This is a genomic window from Candidatus Nanosalina sp. VS9-1 (genome assembly GCF_047555085.1).
In the GTDB taxonomy this organism is placed as follows: domain Archaea; phylum Nanohalarchaeota; class Nanosalinia; order Nanosalinales; family Nanosalinaceae; genus Nanosalina.
Genome location: NZ_CP180230.1, coordinates 211,717 through 233,365, shown reverse-complemented (window position 1 = coordinate 233,365; position 21,649 = coordinate 211,717). Strand labels below are relative to the sequence as shown.

19 protein-coding genes are annotated in these 21,649 nt (G+C 45.8%); 11 read left to right on the top strand and 8 right to left on the bottom strand.

Annotated elements, in window-relative coordinates; all coding sequences use genetic code 11:
- Nucleotides 1-336: a metal-sulfur cluster assembly factor gene (locus ACK3SF_RS01335; RefSeq protein WP_414838025.1), complete on the bottom strand. Its 336-nt coding sequence runs from the start codon at nucleotides 334-336 to the stop codon at nucleotides 1-3.
- 155 nt (nucleotides 337-491) lie between these two features.
- On the opposite strand from ACK3SF_RS01335, the gene ACK3SF_RS01330 reads away from it, so the two are divergent.
- From ACK3SF_RS01330 to ACK3SF_RS01310, 5 genes are all read left to right on the top strand, one after another.
- Complete coding sequence (locus tag ACK3SF_RS01330) at nucleotides 492-1,175, top strand: hypothetical protein (protein WP_414838024.1); 684 nt, start codon at nucleotides 492-494, stop codon at nucleotides 1,173-1,175.
- 140 nt (nucleotides 1,176-1,315) lie between these two features.
- The gene (locus ACK3SF_RS01325) at nucleotides 1,316-2,932 is read left to right on the top strand and encodes a hypothetical protein (protein WP_414838023.1); all 1,617 of its coding nucleotides are present in this window, start codon (nucleotides 1,316-1,318) and stop codon (nucleotides 2,930-2,932) included.
- An 8-nt stretch (nucleotides 2,933-2,940) separates the two neighbouring features.
- Nucleotides 2,941-4,653, top strand: coding sequence for a CARDB domain-containing protein (locus tag ACK3SF_RS01320; protein WP_414838022.1), 1,713 nt, complete (start codon nucleotides 2,941-2,943; stop codon nucleotides 4,651-4,653).
- Nucleotides 4,650-7,055 (top strand): hypothetical protein, encoded by a 2,406-nt coding sequence (locus ACK3SF_RS01315; RefSeq protein WP_414838021.1) that lies wholly within the window; start codon nucleotides 4,650-4,652, stop codon nucleotides 7,053-7,055. Before ACK3SF_RS01320 ends, ACK3SF_RS01315 begins: the two co-directional genes overlap by 4 nt.
- Nucleotides 7,048-7,398 (top strand): hypothetical protein, encoded by a 351-nt coding sequence (locus ACK3SF_RS01310; RefSeq protein WP_414838020.1) that lies wholly within the window; start codon nucleotides 7,048-7,050, stop codon nucleotides 7,396-7,398. Before ACK3SF_RS01315 ends, ACK3SF_RS01310 begins: the two co-directional genes overlap by 8 nt.
- Before the next feature lie 72 nt (nucleotides 7,399-7,470).
- Here ACK3SF_RS01310 and ACK3SF_RS01305 read toward each other — a convergent pair whose 3' ends face one another.
- The 5 genes from ACK3SF_RS01305 to ACK3SF_RS01285 form a co-directional block, all read right to left on the bottom strand.
- Entirely contained in the window at nucleotides 7,471-9,150 is a 1,680-nt protein-coding gene (locus tag ACK3SF_RS01305) for a hypothetical protein (protein ID WP_414838019.1), read from the bottom strand.
- Nucleotides 9,151-9,243: 93 nt separating this feature from the next.
- On the bottom strand, nucleotides 9,244-12,558 hold the full coding sequence (locus ACK3SF_RS01300) for a CARDB domain-containing protein (protein ID WP_414838018.1): 3,315 nt from the start codon (nucleotides 12,556-12,558) through the stop codon (nucleotides 9,244-9,246).
- A gap of 59 nt (nucleotides 12,559-12,617) precedes the next feature.
- Nucleotides 12,618-14,264 carry a DUF2070 family protein gene (locus ACK3SF_RS01295; RefSeq protein ID WP_414838017.1) on the bottom strand — a complete coding sequence of 549 codons (1,647 nt, stop codon included), beginning with the start codon at nucleotides 14,262-14,264 and terminating at the stop codon, nucleotides 12,618-12,620.
- A complete protein-coding gene (locus ACK3SF_RS01290; RefSeq protein WP_414838016.1) occupies nucleotides 14,251-15,306 on the bottom strand; it encodes a glycosyltransferase in 1,056 nt (351 codons plus the stop codon). The genes ACK3SF_RS01295 and ACK3SF_RS01290 overlap by 14 nt, the downstream gene beginning before the upstream one ends.
- 75 nt (nucleotides 15,307-15,381) lie before the next feature.
- Nucleotides 15,382-16,368 (bottom strand): glycosyltransferase family 4 protein, encoded by a 987-nt coding sequence (locus ACK3SF_RS01285; protein ID WP_414838015.1) that lies wholly within the window; start codon nucleotides 16,366-16,368, stop codon nucleotides 15,382-15,384.
- Between the two features lie 136 nt (nucleotides 16,369-16,504).
- Between ACK3SF_RS01285 and ACK3SF_RS01280 the strand changes: the two genes are divergently transcribed.
- Genes ACK3SF_RS01280 through ACK3SF_RS01265 form a run of 4 tightly spaced genes read left to right on the top strand, consistent with a single transcriptional unit; the run spans nucleotide 16,505 to nucleotide 19,460 of the window.
- On the top strand, nucleotides 16,505-17,218 hold the full coding sequence (locus ACK3SF_RS01280; protein ID WP_414838014.1) for a glycosyltransferase: 714 nt from the start codon (nucleotides 16,505-16,507) through the stop codon (nucleotides 17,216-17,218).
- A 5-nt stretch (nucleotides 17,219-17,223) separates the two neighbouring features.
- Nucleotides 17,224-17,517: a ribonuclease P protein component 4 gene (locus tag ACK3SF_RS01275; protein ID WP_414838013.1), complete on the top strand. Its 294-nt coding sequence runs from the start codon at nucleotides 17,224-17,226 to the stop codon at nucleotides 17,515-17,517.
- Nucleotides 17,498-18,529, top strand: coding sequence for a lysylphosphatidylglycerol synthase transmembrane domain-containing protein (locus tag ACK3SF_RS01270; RefSeq protein ID WP_414838012.1), 1,032 nt, complete (start codon nucleotides 17,498-17,500; stop codon nucleotides 18,527-18,529). Before ACK3SF_RS01275 ends, ACK3SF_RS01270 begins: the two co-directional genes overlap by 20 nt.
- A gap of 7 nt (nucleotides 18,530-18,536) precedes the next feature.
- Nucleotides 18,537-19,460 (top strand): methyltransferase domain-containing protein, encoded by a 924-nt coding sequence (locus ACK3SF_RS01265; RefSeq protein ID WP_414838011.1) that lies wholly within the window; start codon nucleotides 18,537-18,539, stop codon nucleotides 19,458-19,460.
- On the opposite strand, the gene ACK3SF_RS01260 is transcribed toward ACK3SF_RS01265, so the two are convergent.
- On the bottom strand, nucleotides 19,450-19,641 hold the full coding sequence (locus ACK3SF_RS01260; RefSeq protein WP_414838010.1) for a hypothetical protein: 192 nt from the start codon (nucleotides 19,639-19,641) through the stop codon (nucleotides 19,450-19,452). The genes ACK3SF_RS01265 and ACK3SF_RS01260 overlap by 11 nt on opposite strands.
- Before the next feature lie 74 nt (nucleotides 19,642-19,715).
- On the opposite strand from ACK3SF_RS01260, the gene rnz reads away from it, so the two are divergent.
- On the top strand, nucleotides 19,716-20,621 hold the full coding sequence (gene rnz, locus ACK3SF_RS01255; RefSeq protein ID WP_414838009.1) for a ribonuclease Z: 906 nt from the start codon (nucleotides 19,716-19,718) through the stop codon (nucleotides 20,619-20,621).
- 30 nt (nucleotides 20,622-20,651) lie between these two features.
- The gene (locus tag ACK3SF_RS01250) at nucleotides 20,652-21,005 is read left to right on the top strand and encodes a hypothetical protein (protein WP_414838008.1); all 354 of its coding nucleotides are present in this window, start codon (nucleotides 20,652-20,654) and stop codon (nucleotides 21,003-21,005) included.
- A 7-nt stretch (nucleotides 21,006-21,012) separates the two neighbouring features.
- Here the strand turns inward: ACK3SF_RS01250 and ACK3SF_RS01245 are convergent, their stop codons facing one another.
- A complete protein-coding gene (locus ACK3SF_RS01245) occupies nucleotides 21,013-21,534 on the bottom strand; it encodes a tRNA (cytidine(56)-2'-O)-methyltransferase (protein WP_414838007.1) in 522 nt (173 codons plus the stop codon).
- Between the last annotated feature and the right edge of the window lie 115 nt (nucleotides 21,535-21,649).

The following is a 21,649-nucleotide window of genomic DNA, read 5'->3' as shown; positions in this document are numbered from 1 at the left end:
TCAGAATCCCTGCATTCCCGGAAGATGTCCAAGTTCTCCTCTTGCATCCTCAGAAATTTTTTCAGGGCTCCAGCGCGGCTCAAAAGTAAGCTCTACTTCGATCTCTGACTCATTGAGGCCTTCTAGCTTTCCTACTTCTCTTCGCACCATTTCATCGAATATGCCGTGTAGAGGACATCCAGGGGTAGTTAGCGTCATCAGTATGTATACTTCATCGTCTCTGACTTCTATCTCGTATATCAGGCCTAGATCAACGATGTTTATGTCTAGCTCCGGATCCATAACTTCCTTCAGCTGTTCTCTCACAGCTTCTTCATTAATTTTCTCTGAGTCCATGATTCCTTTGTAGAAGCTTAAAGATTTATTGATGCAGGTTTTAGAGCCAAAAACTCAAGGCCTGAAAAGTTCATAGAACGCCCGTTCAGCTTTGTTATAAGCCCATTGTATCCGGATAGAATTTATAAACCGGGAAACCCAATCCTTGTATACAGATGAAGTTAGACAAGAGCATCGCAGTACTTGCGATGGTTGCTTCACTAATTCTAGCCGCGGGAGCGGCTGCAGCCCAGGACAACACACCGGCTGGAACAACGATCGATGAAGGACAGACTCTTGATGAGTATTTCAACTCACAGGAGCAGAGCGTTGATCTAGACGGTGGTAACGTGACTGCAGCAAATCTTTCTGCTGAACAGTCAACAGACAGCTGGGCTGGTCTATACGGAAACGCAACCGGTAGCCTTGTATTGGGAACCGGAGACAGCGGTAGTGTCCTATACAACTGGGACGCATCTGCTGAGAACGTTTTCGCTTCAAGTGCATCAGTCACTTGGACCAACCTTACAAACGGTACAGCTGAAGATGTTGATAGCTACTACTCCTTCCTATCCGGAAGCGATAATGCAGTCAACACCTTTACGAGCGGTAACACGACCATCACTCTAGACGGAGAGGATTACAAAGGAGAAACAGCAATGACAAACAACGACGCTGGCTCCGGAGCATGGTCTACAGTCGCTCTACTGGACAACAGCAGCGAAAAGAATCCTGTATTTACAGGAATCGTTGGAGAAGACGCAACAGCCTTTAACGGAGATTCAGCTGATTACCAGCTGATTCTTCCTGCAGAGGACGACAGTGTCAACTCATTCAACATGTACCTAGAGCTTGGTTAAAGCAACCATCACTAGCAATCTTACTTATTCCCTTTTCTTTCTTTTTCCTTAAAATCTCAGTAGAGGCCTATAGCTGATATTCTCTGTGATTTTTTGGCAGTCTTTAAAGCCGAGTTTAACGCATTTTTGCCTGTAGAGTCATGGATATTGAGGAGGATGTTGATTATCAGCGTCTGGAGCTGGATGCGGAGAAATTGATGTTTTTAGGTGTTACAGCTGTTGTGCTTCTGGGGATAGGTATCGCTGGAAGTATCAGTCTCGAGGCCGGGCATGTTGTCCAGGCGATACTCGGGCCTACTACTGTTTCCAGTAACTGGGCTGGTGTTTCAGGAGATATCAGTGGTTTTCAGGAGGAGACTGCATCGCCGATCGATTATTTCTATGCAGGAGATTCGCGTTCCGGGAGTGTGACTGATCTTTCTCTTGAAGGCCAGAACGATGGAAGGCATTTTTTCGGTGCTTTGCCTTTTCATGATGAAGAGTTTGAATCAGGGAGAGTAGGGAATCTTTCGCTCTCCGATCTTGATGCTGGAGGCCTTTTCGATGAAGAGGATTTCCCTGTTTTCTATCCGAACGGGACGAGTTATGATGAGGTAACTGATAATCCGGAGAAAACTTTTGAGGATACAGAGAATATCAAATTGCTTGGAAGCGAGTTCAAGGCCTTGAAGACGACTTTGAACGGCGGCGTAAATTATTACATGCTCGGGTATGATATAAATGGCACCACTCAGCCGGTATTTGTTGCTGGTATAGATTCTTACAGTAGCTGTTATGATGGAGAAGACTGTGATTACCAGTTGATGCTGCCCCGGATAGATGATGATTACAGTTTCTATATGCTTTCAGAGTCCGATCCTGTAAGAGTGACTACTCTTGTAGATGGAGTTGAAAGCCGAAGCTTTCCGTATGCCGGGAGGCCTTACAATCTTACCGTGATCACTAAAGACGTATTTGATAATTACAGTCCTGTGGATACCGGGATAAGGATCACGGAACGGGAGGGAAACAATCTTTTCACACCTGCTATCTCCCAGGACTACAGTTCAGAGGCCCAGATCATAACAGAGACAGTCAACGGCTCGAGAAGTCTGATGTATACACCTACAGCATACAACTCTCCTTCAAACTATAATCTGACAGTAGACGTGTACAGCGACGGCGAAACAATTCAGAGCGTTCCATTGAGTGTAGAAAACAGCAATATAGAGTTTACTGATTCAGGTCCTGCGGAGAAAGGATTTGAAGATCTTGAAACAGATTACAAGAAAGGCGTCAACAGATTGAGGCCTGTAGCCAACTGTCTCTTCTCAAATGTAAACTCCGACGAGGCCTACAGACTGGATGTTACAGGGAACGAGAGTTTCGAAGTTGTACGCGGCATACCGTATATCGTTGATGTAACTGATTCAGAGGCCTCCTACTTCAGTCTTGAGGAACGTGGAAGCCATCTTGTGATGTTGCCGGCCCGCAACGCAGATACTTTGCATCTGGAATCAGGAGGAAGTCCTTACGCGGCTGATTCGAGTATAGTTTTCACTCCTACAGTCAGCAAGGATGGCGATGATCAGCTTGATATCGAGGTGCTTGATTCCCAAGGTGATTTATTAGGCGAAACGAATCTCAGTGTTAAGGGATCTACATGCGGTTCGCCGACAGATGGATTGAGCGCTGGAGTCCCTAACTCAAAATCTTTCAAGAAAAGAGTTAACGCGATCAGGCCTGTGCTGAACAGCCTGTTCGTAGCTGGAAACTGAGATCAATCATGGTAGATAAAAGAAAGATACTGCTGGCTTTTTCTGTATTTCTACTTTTATCCGGAGGAGCTGCAGAGCTACAGGGATACGTAGTTGAGTCAGGACCCGGCGAAGTTCAGAACCTGATCTATACCTGGGGATCACCTGATACAACAGCATACTACCAGGATGCTCAGGCCTATCCTGATGTAGGACTGATGCTCTGTGATACTTCAGGAAGTGTACCTGCGGATTACTATGTAGGACTGGAGTACTTCATGGATGGAGAAAATCAGCTTGTAAGCTACAGCAGCGATCAGAATCTGGGCCTGGCAGATACAGAAGTAAGCTTTAACGGCAACACGTGTAAAAGAACTTCTATAGGAGGCCTGACAGTCTCACCTTCAGAAATATCAGGTACTCCAGAAACCAAGATTGCAGCTTTTCCGGCAGAGGCCTCAATGATAGTCTCTGAAAGCTCGGATGGCTCCAATCCAAGTTTTGTTGATACAGGTTCAAGTCTTTCCGGATCCTACTCCGGAAACATAAACTATGATTACAGCAGCAACAGTTTGAACGTTGATCTTGACAGTATCACCGTAAACTCTGATATAGGAACCAGAAGCTTTGATCCCGGTGCTTCAGGCCGCGGTATCAGCAGTTCCAGGCCTCTAATAATCGGCGCATGTAGTGATTCAAACGGTGGAAGCTGCAACGGCCTTGTGAAGAAAAAGACGTCTAATTCATTCCCTGAAACATTCAGTTTTGATATTTCGGCAAGCGAAGTCAATGATCAAAATGTTTACACGCGTTATGCGCTGGCAAACGGGAAAAGTTTCGATCAGGTGAGCATAGGAGCAGATCTGGATGTTACAGGGCTTTCCGCAAGCAGAGATCCTGTTTACTACTCTCAGAATCAGACAGTAAGTTTCTCAGTCAGGAACACCGGTAACGTGCCTGTGACAACTGATTTCTACGTTGAGGCTCAGATAAAAAGTAATGGAGAAGTTTTCGACACCAGAGTTTTCACCGTTACAGAGGATATTTCTCCGGGGAATCAGGAAGCATTCCAGTACACGTGGGAGGCCTCAGAGGAATCGGGTAGTTACAGTATCGAAGTGGAGGCAGATACGTCGAACAGTGTTCAGGAGATATCTGAAAACAATGTTGAAACACGTTCCTTCCAGTTGAGGCCTGTCACGTTCCCTGAGATCTATGTCAACGGGGAAAAAGTGGATGAAAAGGAGGTAGAGTTCCCTGATCCCGGTGTACCGTACAATCTTACTGTTGTCATGGAGAATTCAGACAACAGTACTCTGGAAAACTCACAGATCGCCATCACTGAAAACGATGGAATGTCTGCATTTGCTCCAAGCCAGGAGATAAGTGATGGAAGCTTCACAGATGTGGAAAAAACCATGAGATTCCAGACGGATGGCAACGGTACAGCAAGCTTAACTATGAGTCCTACCGGCAACATCCTTCTTTCAGAAAGGTACGACAATACAGCGGTACAGGACAGCATCGATTACTCGATAAACCTCAGAGGATCGAGCAACGGAAACGATCTTACTTTCATAGTCGATGGCTCACTTACAGATACTTACCCTCTTGAAGTAGCTGATCCAGGACGGCTGGACGGTGAAGGAACTTCAGAACTCCCAAATCTTGATACGCACGTTAAAGCAGTTATGAACGGAGTCTACACAGTATTCGCAGAGTTCTGGGGCGCGGTAACGTGAATAGAAAAATCTTGACAGGCCTGGCGCTGATACTGCTGGCCAGCACTGTCTCAGGCCTGGATGTCTCAACTGTGGATAACAATGAGACTCTTTCGTCTCCGGGATTCGATGTAATTGAGCCTCAGGGATTTTACACGGATTTTCCGGATGGATTTGAGAGGCCTGAGGAGGTAGGAAGCTACTCCTTTACAGATAATTCTCTGGTGTCTCCGAACATATTTCTGAACTTTGATGGAGAAGGAGCTAATATTACAGGTGAGCGGCTTCAGCTCTATTATGGATCTCTTTCAGGAAACTTCACGAGGCCTGTTCTTACACAGCCTGCTCTGCTGAAGGAGAACTCCGGGACTGTAGAGGTTGAGATCTCGAGCTTTGAAGCTCTGTACCCTGGAAAGCTTTATGCAGGCCTTGAATCTGAAAACGGTGTAGAAAATCTGACTGATGTATCAGGAGGGATTTTTCAGGGGAACTTTACTGTGAGGCCTGTAGTTTTTGATTCAGAGGGCCTTACAGAGCTGGAAGTTACAGAGATTCTGAACTCTGGAGAGGTTATACATGAAAGCAGAGGTCTTTCTGACAGGCTTTTCATCTCAGTTCAGAGAGATGGAACGGTACTGGATGAAAACGAGGCCTCGTTTATGGAGTCCAGAAGTTTTGATCTCAGGTTGATGGGCGGCGATGAGGTTTACGTCAACAGCATACTTGCATTGAAAGCTATCTCCGTTGATCCCTGTGAAACTCTTACCGGCGATAACAGGTACTACATTATGGATGACAGTAGCTTCAACAAAGATCCTCACGGAGCAGGTGGCGGAGAACGTTCATGCCTGAAAATCGAGGACTCCCGTAACTCTGTAATCGATTTCGCCAACAGTACTCTTGACGGAGATGCAAACTTCTCCGACTTAGAGGCCTGTGGTTTGAAGATCACAGGTTCTCAGGACATTGAAGTGAAGAATCTTAGAGTGCAGGAGTTCAGCAGAGGCCTCTGCATCGAGGACTCTGAAAATGTAACAGTGAACGGAGACTCTATCCAGAGCAACAGTCTTGGAGTGTACGCCAATAATTCAACAGCATCGGTATCGAACGTAAAAATTGTCAACAACGGTTCAGAGATCGAATCAGTCTCAGGTTCCAGTATCAATCTTGAGGACTCTGAGCTTGCTACGGCGGATGTCTCCGTTAAAGGCCTGGATATAGAGATCGACGATGTCGATAATATTCCTCCTGATCCTTCCGGTACAGAGAATATCAGCCAGTGGATCGATATCTCATCTACCTCGGCTCAAGGCCTTATCGAGAATCTGTCTTTCAGTTACAGCGATCAAGATCCTCAATTTATCTACCTGTCTGAATACAGTGATGGATGGAGTTACACGAATCTTTCAGCTACAACTTCAGAAGGCGAGATATTCACGGATGAAAGCATAAGCAGTTTCTCCGTCTTCGCACCATACACCCGGTACAGAGAAGATGAAGAAGACGATGAAGAGGAATCTCCCGGTGAAGGTGGAGGTGGCTCCGGCGGCGGGGGCGGAGGTGGCGGAGCATTCCCTCCTGGTCCGCCTCCAGGCGGAGGACCTGGTGAAGGCCCTCCTGATGGCGTAGGAGACGGACGGCCTCCATGGGTACCAGCGGGCCTTTCCCCTGCAGGTGTTCCAAGGCTTGAGTTAACTGTGACGAGTCAGGATATCAGGGTTCAGCAGGGAACAACGTTCAAGCTGAACTTTTCGCTTGCCGCAGTGGGTAATGTATCAGCAAATGACGTCACAGTCAATGGAAGTATGAGAGATGGATGGAAAAGCTCTAGAGAAAGTTTCGACGAGATCTTTCCCGGCGAAAACGTTTCCGGAAGCTTCCTAGTGGACGTCTATGAGAGCGAAATTATCGGCGAGTACAGTATACCCGTAGAGGCCTTCACATATATCAACGGCACTTTTGTCGCACCGGCTAATGCAACTGTGGATGTTGAAGTTGTTCCGCGTGGAAAGGTGAGAGATCTTAACGTGCTTGAAGGCCCGTACAGAGTAAATATCACAGAGGGATCAGTTAGAAATCTCAGATTTGATCTGCTTAACTCTGGAGACTTCGATCTGGAGAACGTGGAGGCCTCAGTGTTGAATGCTGAAAACTGTATCCGTGATGTTACAGGATCGAGTTCTTTCGATACAGGAGAGTCAAAGCCTGTCAATTACACAGTTGTCACAGGCGATCCAGGTGTGTGCGAGGGAAGTTTCGTGTTTTCCTCGGATAAAAAGGAAAATCTTGCTATTGCTCCAGTCCAAATAAGAGTTATGGAAAGGCCTCTGACAGAGGAGTTGACTTCGAACATACTGCCAGTACTTGTCCTGATATGGACTGTGTTCACGGCTTACTGGGGAAGGAGGCGGTTCTATGAATAAAAGGAGAAATAAAGGAAAGGACTTTTTCGATGAAGATGAAACATGGAAGGAGAAGATAGAGGATAAAGCACAGGAAGTAGCTACTGATATAGAGAAAAAGTTACATCTTACGGAGACGGAGAAAAATCTGGATGCCTTCCACAGTAAACGAACTGGAGAAGATTCACCTATCTGGGGTTCCGATAGTTACGGGACATCTGAGACAGATAATAGATTTGAGGCGAATTCAGAGAGCGACTGGAAGGAAGAAGTCGACACACCGACATTCATAGTTTTCTCAGTCGAGATAATCCTTTTGACGTACTTTATACTTGCGGTGCTTGGGTACGTGCCTTTCTTCTAAGACTATCTCTCCAAAAAAGATTGAGATAAAAGTAAAGAGAAATGTGGAGCCTGCGTTACTTTTCAGACTTTTTTACTTCAGGCCTCTGTACTTTTTCTGGTCTCTCCTCTTCTTGATGAGGTAAAGAAGCAGCAGTAGGATCAGCAGGATCACTACGTACGGTCCATACTGTACAATTACTACGAGCACTCCTCCTTCTCTTACTTCTAGCTGTACTTCCTCAAAGCTGTGGAGATCTTTGGAGGTGTGTACTGCATCTCCTGCCGTAACAGCTAGATCAAGCTGGTTGTTACGCTCCAACGCCTCTTCCGACATGTATGCGTCGACGTATACTGTTTCAGTATCTCCTGGAGTTATCTCAACTATCTGATCTGTTGTAGGATTTACAGATCTGTTGATTACTTTCAGATCATGTATCTGCGCTCCAACGTAAGTAGTGTTTTCTCCCTGATTGCGTATCTCTATCGCAAGCCTTTCCTGAGGCTCAGAGTAGTATACATCTTCAAGAGAGATCTCTGAGGCAGCCCAAGAATCAACGTTCTCAACATTGAATGAACGAGAGCTTATTCCTTCTGAACCCTGATACGTGAAAGATACCTCTGCGTTTTCAGGTGAAAATCCTATACTTGAGTTAAAGTCTATCGTGATATTTCGTCCAGGACGTGATATTATATCATCTTGTCGGCTGATAAGCTCTTCCTGGTTGCCGGAAGAGAAAGCGACTGCTGAAAGATTTATCGCAGTATCAATAGTTCCCTCGTTATCGAATACAAGCTCAACCATGTTCCCTGAATCGGATACCTTGACGGAACTAACAGAGATATCACGTACTACAGGCGTAGCAGGAATCTGTTTAACAGGATAAGTCGAGTCAAGTCCCTGTGCTCCTGTGAATCGTCTTCCAAACTTTGCTATAATTGTAGTACTATCTCCAACCTGATCTTCAAGACTGTTACCGAACCCAACGTTCTCTGCACCGATAACTTCAACCGTTGAGACATCAAGTGCCCTGATAACCTGTGCAGTATCCTCTATACTCTGACCGAGGATAATAGGATCTCCTTTCTTCATGAAACCTTTCTCAAGATAGCTGTCACCTGCAACGATCGCAGATTCACTGTCGTATTCCTGTGCGATACGTCCTACAAGCCTGACATTGTTCTCCTCCTTTGAACCTTCAGATATAATAGTATAATTCGAGTCGAGGCCTCTCCAAGGCTGCTCAATGTACTCTCCGTAGAAAATTACATCTTTATCAGAGGCCTGACGCTGAAGGAATCGATCTGTGTCATCTCCGTTGTAGTAGATAGGCCAGTAATTCCCGTTGATTATCTGAGGATAAACAGAAAGAGTATCCATGGCAAATCCAGGCCTTATGACTACGATACCTTCTACTTCCTCCTCTACGTCAGAATAGTAATCGTACTGGCTTTCCTGCCAGTTGAGGAATGTGGACGAGATGTCCTGCTTTCCTTCGTTCCTTAGATAGTTAGCATAGTTCTCCCATACGGCATCATCGCCGTTTTCTGGCTCGTAAACAGTATGGCTTCTGTTATCTCTGAGCATCTCCTCGATTAGCTGTCCTTCGGATAGACTGGTCACTGCGTGCACTTCCTCGCCCTCGAAATGGCTTCTGGCTATGACCAGGGAGTTGTCCTTCCAGCTTTCGGAGTTACTTACTAATGCTGACGTTGCAAAACCGGATAGAAGCACCAAAAAGATGCTGAAAATTGCGAGTCGCTTAAGATTCATCGGAATTTCTGGACCTCTAACACTGTATTGTATAGCATCTTTTTAGTACTTTAACGCCACCCCTGAAAAACCGAGATCTGTAAGGTAAAATTTCTACTTAAGTTCAACACGAAGATCCACGAAATCGCTCGGCGAATACTGGCTTGAAAGCGGCGAAGGCACCTTTATCTCGTAATTGTAAAACCCGTACCTTCCCTGCTTCTCATCCTTTATCTCAGTAGCGAAAACTACGTCCTGCGAACCATTGAAATCACCGGAACCTGCACCGTCATACAGAATACCTGTCTGGAAATTAGATGTATTTGTGGAATTAACCAGCGGGATCTGGCACTGTGTCTCCCCTGCTATATCTATGCAACCTGTAGTATCAGCAAAACCATCCTGATCCTCGTCGTATATACTGGAAAGCGAGTCGTTGTGACCCTTCATGCCGAGAACCTTGTCAGCCTCAGAGAGATCACCTGATTCATTGAGAGGCCTCAAGTCATCTACACTGTAAGAGGCCTCAAGATCCGAGTAGAATATCGTTCCTCTTGGATCGGACTGTGTCCAGCTCTTCAGTTTCTGTCCGCTTCCCAGAGTCAATGCCGAGTTACTGTTCCCGTACTTCAGATGATAGCTTGAAACATCCAGCATAGAAGAGATATTGTTGTTGGACTCGTTCTTCTCATCTATAGAATCATCAGAATCAACATAGGCCGTATACCTGTTAGGCCCTGTATCAGGAGTTACAGTGAAGTTCACTATGTTGAACCCAGAGGCCTCTAACTCTTCCTCCCTGGTTGAATTTGAGACAAACTCCCATGCAGAACCGTTGTACTCCTCCTCAACGACAGTTATATTGGCGGTGGCGTTTGCACCTCCGACATTGCTGACGTTAAACTGTAGATTCACGTCCTGGCCTTCAACAGGCTCAGTAGTATTGAATGAAACATTAGAGGCCTCAAGATCGATTCTGTGGACTTCAAAAGAGTTTTTAGATGTGTATGCCGTATTGTCAGCTGCGTCTGAGGCCCAGAGCCGGTATCCAAGTTCTCCGGTGAAACTGGTGTTTTTCCAGAAGAATTCAGACAGGACGAATTCATCGGAAATATTTTCAAACTCCTGAGGTGAATTATAGACTGTCTTATTCGAGAAACTTCCTGTTTCATTTGTGGAAAGTTTCACTTCACTGAGGCCCGAGTACTGATCGTAGGCCTCGGCGGAAATATTTGCGGTATCAGGGCTGTAGAAGCTGTCGGTCACGTTATCAGCGAGGTTCTGGAACTCAGGATCGGAGACGTCGACAGTGAAACTTACAGATTCCTGTGCATAGATTCCCGGTTCAAATGCGTATACCGTAATGTTGTGCTTTCCTTCGGAGAAGTTTTTCAGAGTTGTATTTATCTCGAACTGTTTTCCTGATGCCAGGCCTACAGACTGTTCCGCGGCCACGTTAGACGAATCCTGTTGAACGAATTCAGTGGTTCCGTTGTAAAACTGGTATTTGATATCTCCGCCCGTACCGATGTGAAGTATTTCTTTTTTGGCATCTCCCTTCCAGTCCACAGGTGAAATTCTGGTCTTCGCCGCAAGCCCGTAGTTCGAGTTAATTTTCTCTTTGTTCCCCTGGTAGTCAAGTAAAGCCAGATTGTTGCTTCCCGTCACGTATGCAACTCTTGGCTTTCCATCCCTGTTCACATCCGCCACCTGAGATATCCCGTACTGCTCGTTGGAGCCAAAAGACGAGAAGCCGGTTGATTTTACAGTTCCCTCATCAAGATACTTCACAGTATTCGATGTACCCAGAAAAACAAGCTCCTCAGAGCCATCAACATCGAAATCTGCCGCACCCAGAGCACCATTCGATCCTACACCCGAACTTACTGCCTGAGGTTGCTCGCCGACTCTTACACGCTTAAGATTGTCACTAGCTGTTGCATCAGGATAGAAAACATAGTCATCAGTCAGATTCCAGTCACCTGTAGCGATGACCTCCATCGAAGTATCCTGACCTGTATCAAGTACAGAAGTCTCACCAAACCTGTCTATCACCTTCAGATAACCTGAAGTATTGATGAACGGCACCTCCAGATATGTATCGGAATCCAGATTCGCCTGATCGCCGACCACGCTTGCCTGCTCACTGAAATTTATCGAAGTACCGTTCCCGTACAGGACTCTCAGATGATTCGTCGAATTCGTATAGAAAACACCCGAAAGGCCTGCCGTCCTGTTAGGCCCATCATCTATACTGTAAAACCATGAATCGCTTTTATTCTCCCATGAAACCTCCAGACGCACAGAAGTATTATCGATGTACTGTCTGCTAGGAGAATGGATCACTGCATTGACGTACTCGATCTCATTTCCTGTTTCTACAGCACTCTCATTTTTCAGGAATCTGTTAGAGGCCTCGATCCAGGCCTCCGATCTATCCAGAGTAGAAACTCTGAACTCATCCATAAGGCCTCCAAAACTCAGATTGGAGCCGGAAAGAGAGGTTGCACCGGAGGCCCCCAGAAGGAACTCTTCAACAGGATTTTCCCATTCAACACCTGTCGTGGAGTTTTCCAGTACGCCGTTGACGAAGATATCTGCCGTACCTGCACCGTCATACCGCAGAGTAGTCGAGTAAAACTTGTTTTGCTGAGTTGAAACATTTGACGGCAGCAGAGATCCATTGAAACCGACTACAGGATCTGCCTCGCCGTCAATTCCTCCTCCGTCGAGGAACACGGACCAGCTGGAATCGGAATCAAATCCAAAAACCCTGTCATCACCGTCCAGTTCCTCCGTCCTGTTGAAAAACGCTGTGAAAGTGAAGGCCTCTGTATCAGAGTAACTGAAACTATTCGAAAAATTCAGGGCATCGTCTTTCCCGTCAAAATCATATGCTCCATCGAAAATACCCGTTGAAGAAGTTGAAACACCGTTTAAAGTCTCTCCAAATATCTGATTTTCCGTAGATCCTGAAAAACTTCCTCCGTCACCTGAAACATCATTTTCAAGGTGCTGTACAGTTGCAAAATCCTGATCCCAGACCTGCTCCGGGCTTTCGGCATCTGATACAGCAGTCGTATTATCGTAGTAAACTGAAACAGTTTTACCTGATGAAGGAAGATCCGGAACCCTGATCCAGGCCTCTATGCCCGAGCTGTCTGTTTCCTCGAATTCAAAGTCAAGCTGCTGTCCTCCGTTCCCACAGCTCTTGCTGTAAAATCTTACATCCTGATAGCTCTGAAGCATCTGCTGATCACTCTCCAGTCCTACAGGCACAGGAAAATCCTGGAGATTCTGCTGGCCGCCTTCAATCCAGATATCACGGCATTTATCCGTTTCCTGTGAAGCCCATCCTGCAGAGACTGATAATTGTGCGAAAAGGCCCAGAAGAAATACCAGGCAGAAAAGTTCCCGGAGACGGAGCATACAGATAACTGAGGCACCTACACATTTAATTTTTGGATGAAACAGGACAGCTAGGAAGCCTAGATCAGCCATACAACGAGAAGTATGTACAGCGCAACCAGTACTATCGGTATAAGCCGTACCAGTATATTTATCGTGTAGATCAGTCCGAAGTATTCATCTGTCAGGAACTTCATCCGTTCCGCCTTACCAACGGAAAATCCTGCAGAGGCCTCCGAAAGATCTTCAACAGCTTCATCGACAAGCTCACGGATTTTTTCTTTGCTTACCTGGCTTTCACTGGCAAGTTCGTGTATACTGGCGTGTGTATCCGTTGTAAACATCAGCGCCCGATCAAAATCATCTTCCAGCTCTCTCTGAAGTTCCAGAAGATTTTCCGAAGCATCGTTTCCTTCAACACCGAAAAGTATTGTCCTCTGACCCCCTGATTCTTCAACCAGAGCCATTACAGGCCTCTGACTTGTATCAATGGCGAATCCTGCACTGTAACTCTGTGTGGAGGCCTCTTCGAGATCTTGCAGGAACATCTGTAGTTTCTCACGTATCTCATCTGATTTTGTCGTACCATACCGGAGTTCCTCTTCGTGTACAGTCTTCGGCTGGTTATGGAGATCTATCAGCAGGACGTCATCCTTGTCGATTATCTCCTGGAAAACTGCTGCATCGTAGTCATCAAATCCTTCAACCTCCATGAACACAATCTTCTGACTTCCTAACTTCCTACCGTAGAAAGTACAGAAACCGTAATCACCTTTGACAAGTTTGGAGGCCTGAGAAGACTTTTCAGGCGACTTGGAGGCCTCAAGGACTTTTTCAGCGTCTCCAGGATCAGATGGATCCATCTGGTGACAGGACGGAACATGGAGGAAAAATCCCTCCCCGTCATTATTGAGCTGTTCGATTATCCTGCTTGTTATCTGTCCCCCTCCAAATCCCTGCAGAGGCCCAGGATGAAGCCACGGCACCAGGAATTTTTTCAGGCCTGAAGAATTCTCCAGCTCCAGTGTCTGTACATCAGGCCTGACATCTCTCCCGATATCAAGTTTTTCCTGCCTGTTCTGAAGCAAAGCAGTTGCAAGAGATAGCATAGAGATATCAGATACATTCGATCCGACAAGGAACTCTGTAAGATAAAATGCAAGCAGCAAAACTATTCCTGCACCTATAACAACAAGGAAGTTGGACAGGTATGACATGAGGCCTATCTCAAGATATCTGCCGAGGACGAAATGAAAACCAGTGAGAATCATGACAGGCTGTATCATGCTTAACACAGAAATCCTCTCCATAACATCAGGCCCGTTGGATAGAACGAGCACGAAGAAGTTCGAGGCGTAAAGAGTCGTTAATCCTAGCCAGATAATATTCCAGGCCTCAGTAAAAGTACTTGCAAGAGCTACAAGTACTGTAAAGAGAAATATTATAAGTTGATTAACCAGAGATAGAAAGTATCCCCATTTGCGCGGATAACCTGATAGAAAAAAGCTGTAGGCCTCCGAAGCAAGGATTCCTGGAACGATAAAAAGTGCCACAGCGAGGAAAGGAATTACTACAGGACTTAAAGCAGATATTGTTCCTTCTGAAATCATGAAATAAAGCAGTGTGCTGTAAACCACTCCAAGAAGTATCAGGCCTGTAAAGCTCTTCTTTAGATCAGGTAGCTGGAAAATAACTTTTTTGAAGATTTCAAGATTATCTGCTGGCATCTTTTTTATCCTCATATATCTCTTCAAGCTCGTCTATAGTTTTTGAGAGGGAATATTCTTCTACAGCGCTTCGAGTGTCGAAAGATTTTTCTGAGGCCTTCTCTGCTTTGTTCTTGAACGCCTCCACATCGCCTGAATCATACAGGATGCCGTTTTCAGACTCGATTGTGTTTTCAAATGGGATTGCATCAGGTGCAACTACCGGAGTTCCGCATGCGTTGGCCTCAAGCGTTGAGAGGCCTAGAGTGTCTCCTGTGGATGCTGTGACAAATACATCTATGTCCGAGTAAAATTTAGGCAAATCTTCTCTTTCAAGAAAATCATGGAATACAACGTTCTGTGGTGCTTTTTCAACAAGTTTATCCTTCAGAGGACCTTCACCTACCACGACCACCGTACCATCGAACTTCTCGGCCATCTCCACAAGCTCACAGGGATTCTTCTCCATGCTGATCCTTCCGCTGTATCCTGCAACAGGCCTCTCAACATCCTCTTCATCGAAGAATTTTTCTTCAGAAGGCCTGAAGAACTGCATGTCAATCCCTACAGGAAGCTGCCTGAAATCGACAGGCCTCCTTGGCTCCGGAGTAGAAGCGGTTAGGACGTCAAATTTTTCCAGGAAAAAATTCTCCAGAGGAACATAGATTTTCTCAAGGCCTGCAGAGATTTTCTTGCTGTGCACACTCTGCTCAAAGTACTCCTCTATCGGCGTGTGATGCGTATATATCGCAGGCACATCGTTTTTACGTGCAAATCTTAGGCCTGAGATCCCGAGAGTTGCCGGACTGTGACAGTGCACGACATCAAGATCAGGATACTCATCTCTGAAAACAGGTACCGGTATATTGTATCCGCTGTAGAAAGGATTTGAGACAGATCGGACAGGTATCTCATTTTCCTGAGGTTCGTACTCCTCCGACTCAGGATAGATTATGTATACTTCATGACCTCTCTCCTCCAGTCGCTCCTTCCAGGCCTTCAACGTGTAAGTTACTCCATCAAACTCCGGGAAGTAACTGTCGGAGAAGAATCCGATCCTCATAATCAGAAGTAATACATCAAGATTTTTTATAACAGGCCCGGAAAAAAGGAGAGAAAAACAGGCCTCGACGGATTTTTAATCGCTGCTGAGGACTTCTCTGTACATTTTTTGAAGTCTCTCTCCTATTTTCTCCAGCGTATGGTGTTCTGCCATTTCACGTGCATTGGCTGCGATTTTTTCCCGCAATTCCTCATCGTCTCTAAGAGTCTTAACGTGTTCTATAAATTCATCTGTCGTTTCAGCCTTCAAGCAGTTCTCCCTGTGCTTCAGCCATCCTTCAAAGGCCTCGATATCACGTACTACAAGAGGCATCTCGCAGTAGGCCGCCTCAAGAACAGATATTCCCTGAGTTTCTTCATGAGACGGGAACAGATAGACATCGCCTATTCTGAAAGGTATTCTTTTATCATCGATAAATCCAGGGAAGCTTACGTTCTCAGGAGTGTCATCGATCTTTTCTATAGTCTCTTTCGGATTCAGTTTTTCGTGTCTTGGACCGAACCATGTGAACTCTGCGTCAGGCATCGATTCTCCTACCTCAATAAATGTATCAAGGCCTTTGAGCTCGAATACCTGTGCAAGATTCACGACTCTGAAGGCCTCTTCCGAGTATTCATCGGGCACTTCGATTTCGTTGTATCCATCAAGTACATCGTTGTCAACGCCGTTGCTCAGAGTGATTACATCTCCGACTTCTCTTTCCTCCAGAAGCTCCTTCGAATAATCTGATACTGCGATCACCTGATCGCTGTGTCTGAAGATAAACTGGTAGTACTTTTTCCCTATAGGCCCCCAGATACTGGAGAATGCAAGCGTGTCCTCAAGATTATCTCCTGTGGAATGCGCATGGACAACAGTTTTTTTCCCGAGAAGCTTTGAGATAAACAGCAAGGGCAGAGCCAGAGGCCCGAGAAAATTCAGATGCATGATATCGTAGTCGAGAGTGAAATCTGTTGTGTACTCAACTCCGACTTTTTCAAAGGCCTTCCTCTGCTGTTGAGCTGAAACTTTTACTCCACCGACGATAAATCTCTCGATTGAATCAGGATGATAAATCTTCATTTTTTACGGAAAAGAATATTCTGATCTATTTTTATTAAATATCCGCAGCCAGGCCTAGTATTTTCTCCAAGCTGATTTTTTATATCTTGCAATCGAACTGGACTAATAGAAAGGCCTGAGAGGTATAACCAATTTTATGACTTCGATATCTATAGTTGTCCCGACATACAATGAAAGCGACTATATCAGAACTCTTCTGGAGTCCATTAAGTCGCAGAACTTCGAGGACTATGAAATAATTATATGTGATGGCGGAAGCAACGATGGCACTCTCGAGATACTTGAAGAGTACGATGTAGAAGTGTTCAGCGATAAAGGTGATGGACCTGGTGCAGCAAGAAATGAGGGCGCCGAGCATGCTTCTGGAGATACCATCCTGTTTCTGGACGCTGATGTCAAGCTCGTGGACGACAAGGTGCTTTCAAGAGTAGAGGCCTCGATCAGCAGAGAAGATGTTGTCGCAGGGACTTCTTCATGGATTCCCTTCGATGGAAGCATCAGAGGAAGACTTTTATTGGGCCTCGGCTCCAAGATGTTGAAGTTCATGAACTTTACAGGCCTTGGACGTGTTGCTGTCGGAAACTTCCTGTTCATAGAGAGAAAAGTTTTCGAGGAAGTAGATGGGTTCGATGCATCTCTACCTTTCAACGAGGATCACGAGTTGATGAAGAAGGCCTCCATGCACGGGAAAATAGTAACTCTGAAAGATCAGTTCTATGTCTCTGTCAGACGTGTCGATGAGAAAGGTGTTATAGGAACACTGAACGATTACGTTCCTCCATCAATCTACTACTTTTTCGGAAAGAAAGACGCTATGAAGGATAAATACAGCTTTGAGACAGTTGGGTGAACTGTATGACAAATATTGCTCTGGAGAGGATCGAAAAACTGTTCGATCTTGCAGAGAAGCGTTTTGACTCCGATGAAAAAGAACTTGCGGACAGATATGTTGAACTGGCCCGGAAGATCAGTATGAAGTCTGAAAATCCTATTCCCTCCAGACTGAAACGGAAATTCTGCAATAACTGCGGATCATTTCTCAGGCCTGGAGATAACTGTGAGGTACGTATAAAATCGAAGGGAGATAAAATACTGTACAGATGCCTGGAATGCGGAGACACGACAGTTTATGGAACTGAAAAAGAGTAAGCTTTCAGCCCTGAAGAAGAACAAGTACCTCTGGTTCGGAATCTCACTAATTATCCTTCTAGGCATGGTGTACATATCAGATGTAAGCAAGTTTGTAGAGGCCTTGAGAAGCGCCAATCCATACTATCTCATTCCTGCTCTCGGCCTAGGCCTCTCCGGATTCCTGATCTGGGGATACGTCTGGCACATGTTCTTCAGGCACATGGACTTCGATCTAAAGTACCAGAGAACTATGGAGATGTTTATGGCAGGGAACTTCCTGAACTCTATTACGCCGCTAGGCCAGTTCGGAGGAGAGCCTTTCATGGCATATATCGTGTCACGTAACACAGATGCCAGCTACGATAAATCACTATCATGCGTTATCTCTGCCGATATAATTAATGCCATACCTTTCCTTACTTTTCTCACAGCAGGGGCAGCCTACATGTTCCTCTTCCAGTCAGTTAAAGGCCTCGTAGCACAGGCAGCTTATCTTGCAATCATTTTTGCACTGATTGGAGGCCTGATAGCATATCTTCTATGGTTTGACGAGGAAATACTTGAGAAATACCTTTTCGTAATCCTCAACAGGATACAGAGCCGGATTGGGCGTGGAGAAAAATTCATACAGAGGATAAAGGAAAGAATTTCATCCACCAAGGCAGCATTCTACAAGGCCGGAGACGATCCCAGAATGCTGCTTGAAGCAGCAACTCTAACACATGCAACTTTCCTTCTGCAGATAGCATCATTGTACTTCATACTACTGTCTTTATCTATAACCCCTAACTTCCCTGCTATATACTTCACCGTGATGCTTTCCGGAGTTGCAACTTTCTCACCGACTCCCGGCGGCTCAGGCACATTTGAAGCAGCCTTCGCAGGCATACTGATGCTTTTCTATCCTCTGAACTTTGCAATAGCGCTTACCGCAGCAGTCCTGTTCAGACTGACGACTTACTGGCCCGGACTTATCATCGGATACCTTGCATTCATTAAACTCAACACACCAGACAGAGAACAGGCCTGATAGAAAAATGAGCTACATCTACATTCTAGCCGGAGAAAATCTTGAACTCGCAGAAGCAGAACTCAACGGATTCTTGGAAAGCCAGGAAATAGATGAAAAGGCCTCAAGAAGAAAAAATCTAGCGGAGACGGAGGCCGAGCCTATGCAGCTGAAACGTCTCGGCCTGACGCATGAAGTCTCCAGAAAGATCAGTGAGGCATCAAAGCCAGAGAAACTGGATGCAAACATCGATTTTTCAGGAAGCTTTGCTGTACGGGCCGAAAATCTTACAGAAGAGGAAAAAGATACGAAAAAGATTGAGAAAGAACTCGGCAGAAAAATTGAATCCGAAAAAAATTCTGTTGATCTTGAAAATCCGAAGAAAACTTTCAAGGCCTATCTATTTGAGGAAAAAATTGTTCTATCAGAACTTGTACAGGATATCGACAGAGGCCTTTTCATGAAGCGGAAAAACGACAGGAGGCCTTTCTCATCGCCTGTTTCTCTTGATCCTGTCCTGGCACGTGTGCTTGTGAATCTTTCAGGTGTCAGGCCTGGAAAGCATTTGCTTGATCCTTTCTGCGGGACCGGCGGAATATTGATAGAGGCCGGTCTCTGCGGCGTTGGAGTTCACGGCCGTGACATCGACGAGGAGATGATCGAAGGTGCGGGGGAAAATCTCGAGAATTATGGAATAATCAATTACGACATAGAGAGATGTGAAATCAGTGAAGTTTCAGGCCTGGAAAAATTTGATGCAATTGTAACTGATCTTCCGTACGGACAGGCCTCTAAGAAGACTTCGAACGTTGTAGAGGATTTCCTGGAAGTCGTGGAAAGTTTTGAGGGAGAAGTAGTGTTTATGTACAACGAGGCCTCGATAGGCGGCTACGAGGCAGATTACAGCGTCTATGTGCATAAAAATCTGACACGGTACATCTTTACAGTGTAGTGTACTCTGAGGCCTGGTAATCAGATAGCTGTGTCTGTGCTGTGGCCTCTTCGTAGCTTGCGTCTCCTGACTGGGCCTTGTTAAACATTATGACTTCTTCAATATCTGAAAGGCCTCCTTTCTGCATCAGTGCATTTACTTCCTGCCAGCCCTTGCTCGGAGACGAAACCTCATCAACCATAAGTGTTACATAGAGGTAGCAATATTTATTCCTTTCGGGAGGCTAATTAAAGACTCAGTCAAAACGTTTTGAATATGAGAGTCTGGACAGTGGGAACTTCAAGCGCAGTACCTACCGAGGAGAGAGGCCTCGCCGCCAATCTGATAGATTTCAATGGAGAACGCATACTTTTCGACTGCGGAGAGGGAACACAGAGAACTTTGATGAAGGAGAAACTGGGCCTCATGAAGATTTCCAGGATTTTTATCTCGCACTGGCACGCCGATCATTTTTCAGGCCTGCTTGGACTGATCCAGACGATGGAGCTTGAAGGCCGTGAAGAGCCGCTTTACATCTACGGCCCGCCGAGAACAGAGGAATTTACCGACAGGATTCTTGACACCGGATACTTCAACCGTAGCTACGAGATCTTTGTCGAGGACATTGTCGAAGGCGAGGAGATCGTCGGCGACGGCTACAAAATCAGGCCTTTCGAGGTAGAACATGGAGTCAACGCTTTCGGCTTCAGCTTCGAGGAAGAATCCAGTAAAAAAGCGAACAAGGAGAAAATGGAGGATTTAGGCCTTGGATCATCGCCAAAGATCGGGAAACTGAAGAACGGAGAGACTATCGAATGGGAAGGCGAAGAGATCAGGCCTGAAGAAGTCATCGAGGAGATGCCGGGTAGAAAAATCGTTTACAGCGGTGATACAGAGAAATGCGACAATCTGATAGATAATGCAGAGAACGCTGATCTCCTGATCCATGAATCAACGTGTCTGCATGAGATGATTGAAGAAAGACACGGACACACATCCGCACTACAGGCCGGGGAGATCGCAGAAGAGGCCGATGTCGAGAAGCTTGTACTGACACATTTCTCCCGTAGATACAGGAACAGCGAGCGGAAACTTCTGGAAGAGGCCTCGGAAAAGTTCGGGGAGACTGAGCTAGGTGAAGATGGTAAAGAGTTCGAGGTTAAGCCTCACAGACCGGAATAAAGTTAAGTTTAAGGTCTTAACTGTTTCTACATGGAAGAATTTACTCGAGAAGAACGCGGCGGTGAAGAACTTTACGGATTCATAACAGATGACGAAAGAGCGATGTTCGACGATCTTTACGAGGCGGAGAGATGGATCGATTACCTGCTGGACCCTAACGCAGGCAGCGAAAGGGCTTCAGAGAACTTTGACAGGACTACAAGTGCCTTGAACATGTTCGGACTTCATCTCACCGAGTACGTGCTTGAAAACTATGATGGCGAAGGCCTGGAAGATGCTGATGATCTTGAGGAAGACCTGAGAAATCTTGAGATGTTCGGTTACAGCGACGAGATCAGGGCTTATGCAGGACGTGTAAGAGAGAAACTCGGGGAAACTGTCTGAAAAATTTTTAGCCGGTTTCCTCGGTCAGTTTCCTGTCTTCTGAAGGCCTGACACGGATTTCTGCGTCCTGGAAATCTTCTTTTATTTCTCCTTCCTGTATCCTGTCCATGAATACGGCGAGAGCTGCTATCTCAGAATGAGGCTGGTTTCCTACAGAGATATTGTAGTCAACGTTTCTGTACACCCAGCTAGGAACTTTTTCGGCACCGACGATAACAAGTAGATCTCTGTCCTCAAACTTTTCTTCAAGGGCCTCTATTTTCTCGTTGATTTTTTCGCCGTACATCGTTAGATGGACTTTGAGGCCTTCGAATTCCTTGATCTCTTTCTTCCATTCCTCTGTGTATCTTATTTGTATGTCGCCGCCCCAGCGATCGATGATGTCTCTCTGGCTTTCCAGTATGTTAGTGTCTTTTTCTCCGGAGTAGATTATTTCATCAGCTCCCCATTGGCGTGCTGTGAGGCCTACGTGAGTGGATATTCTGTCGTCGCGGCCTCTTCTGTGTCCGAGGCGGAGAACTTTGATCATACATGGATTTTACTGGCATAAATTATTAAGAGCAGAGGCCTCAACTTTTGATGCAATGAAAGGTGGACGTCCTACTCCACGACCGCATGTCTCGCAACCAAGCCAGCTTTAACTT

Bases quoted from the DNA above. Each gene is read 5' to 3' on its own strand.
- ACK3SF_RS01335 (WP_414838025.1), bottom strand. From the start codon at position 336: ATGGACTCAGAGAAAATTAATGAAGAAGCTGTGAGAGAACAGCTGAAG.
- ACK3SF_RS01330 (WP_414838024.1), top strand. From the start codon at position 492: ATGAAGTTAGACAAGAGCATCGCAGTACTTGCGATGGTTGCTTCACTA.
- ACK3SF_RS01325 (WP_414838023.1), top strand. From the start codon at position 1,316: ATGGATATTGAGGAGGATGTTGATTATCAGCGTCTGGAGCTGGATGCG.
- ACK3SF_RS01320 (WP_414838022.1), top strand. From the start codon at position 2,941: ATGGTAGATAAAAGAAAGATACTGCTGGCTTTTTCTGTATTTCTACTT.
- ACK3SF_RS01310 (WP_414838020.1), top strand. From the start codon at position 7,048: ATGAATAAAAGGAGAAATAAAGGAAAGGACTTTTTCGATGAAGATGAA.
- ACK3SF_RS01305 (WP_414838019.1), bottom strand. From the start codon at position 9,150: ATGAATCTTAAGCGACTCGCAATTTTCAGCATCTTTTTGGTGCTTCTA.
- ACK3SF_RS01300 (WP_414838018.1), bottom strand. From the start codon at position 12,558: ATGCTCCGTCTCCGGGAACTTTTCTGCCTGGTATTTCTTCTGGGCCTT.
- ACK3SF_RS01295 (WP_414838017.1), bottom strand. From the start codon at position 14,264: ATGCCAGCAGATAATCTTGAAATCTTCAAAAAAGTTATTTTCCAGCTA.
- ACK3SF_RS01290 (WP_414838016.1), bottom strand. From the start codon at position 15,306: ATGAGGATCGGATTCTTCTCCGACAGTTACTTCCCGGAGTTTGATGGA.
- ACK3SF_RS01285 (WP_414838015.1), bottom strand. From the start codon at position 16,368: ATGAAGATTTATCATCCTGATTCAATCGAGAGATTTATCGTCGGTGGA.
- ACK3SF_RS01280 (WP_414838014.1), top strand. From the start codon at position 16,505: ATGACTTCGATATCTATAGTTGTCCCGACATACAATGAAAGCGACTAT.
- ACK3SF_RS01275 (WP_414838013.1), top strand. From the start codon at position 17,224: ATGACAAATATTGCTCTGGAGAGGATCGAAAAACTGTTCGATCTTGCA.
- ACK3SF_RS01270 (WP_414838012.1), top strand. From the start codon at position 17,498: ATGGAACTGAAAAAGAGTAAGCTTTCAGCCCTGAAGAAGAACAAGTAC.
- ACK3SF_RS01265 (WP_414838011.1), top strand. From the start codon at position 18,537: ATGAGCTACATCTACATTCTAGCCGGAGAAAATCTTGAACTCGCAGAA.
- ACK3SF_RS01260 (WP_414838010.1), bottom strand. From the start codon at position 19,641: ATGGTTGATGAGGTTTCGTCTCCGAGCAAGGGCTGGCAGGAAGTAAAT.
- rnz (WP_414838009.1), top strand. From the start codon at position 19,716: ATGAGAGTCTGGACAGTGGGAACTTCAAGCGCAGTACCTACCGAGGAG.
- ACK3SF_RS01250 (WP_414838008.1), top strand. From the start codon at position 20,652: ATGGAAGAATTTACTCGAGAAGAACGCGGCGGTGAAGAACTTTACGGA.
- ACK3SF_RS01245 (WP_414838007.1), bottom strand. From the start codon at position 21,534: ATGATCAAAGTTCTCCGCCTCGGACACAGAAGAGGCCGCGACGACAGA.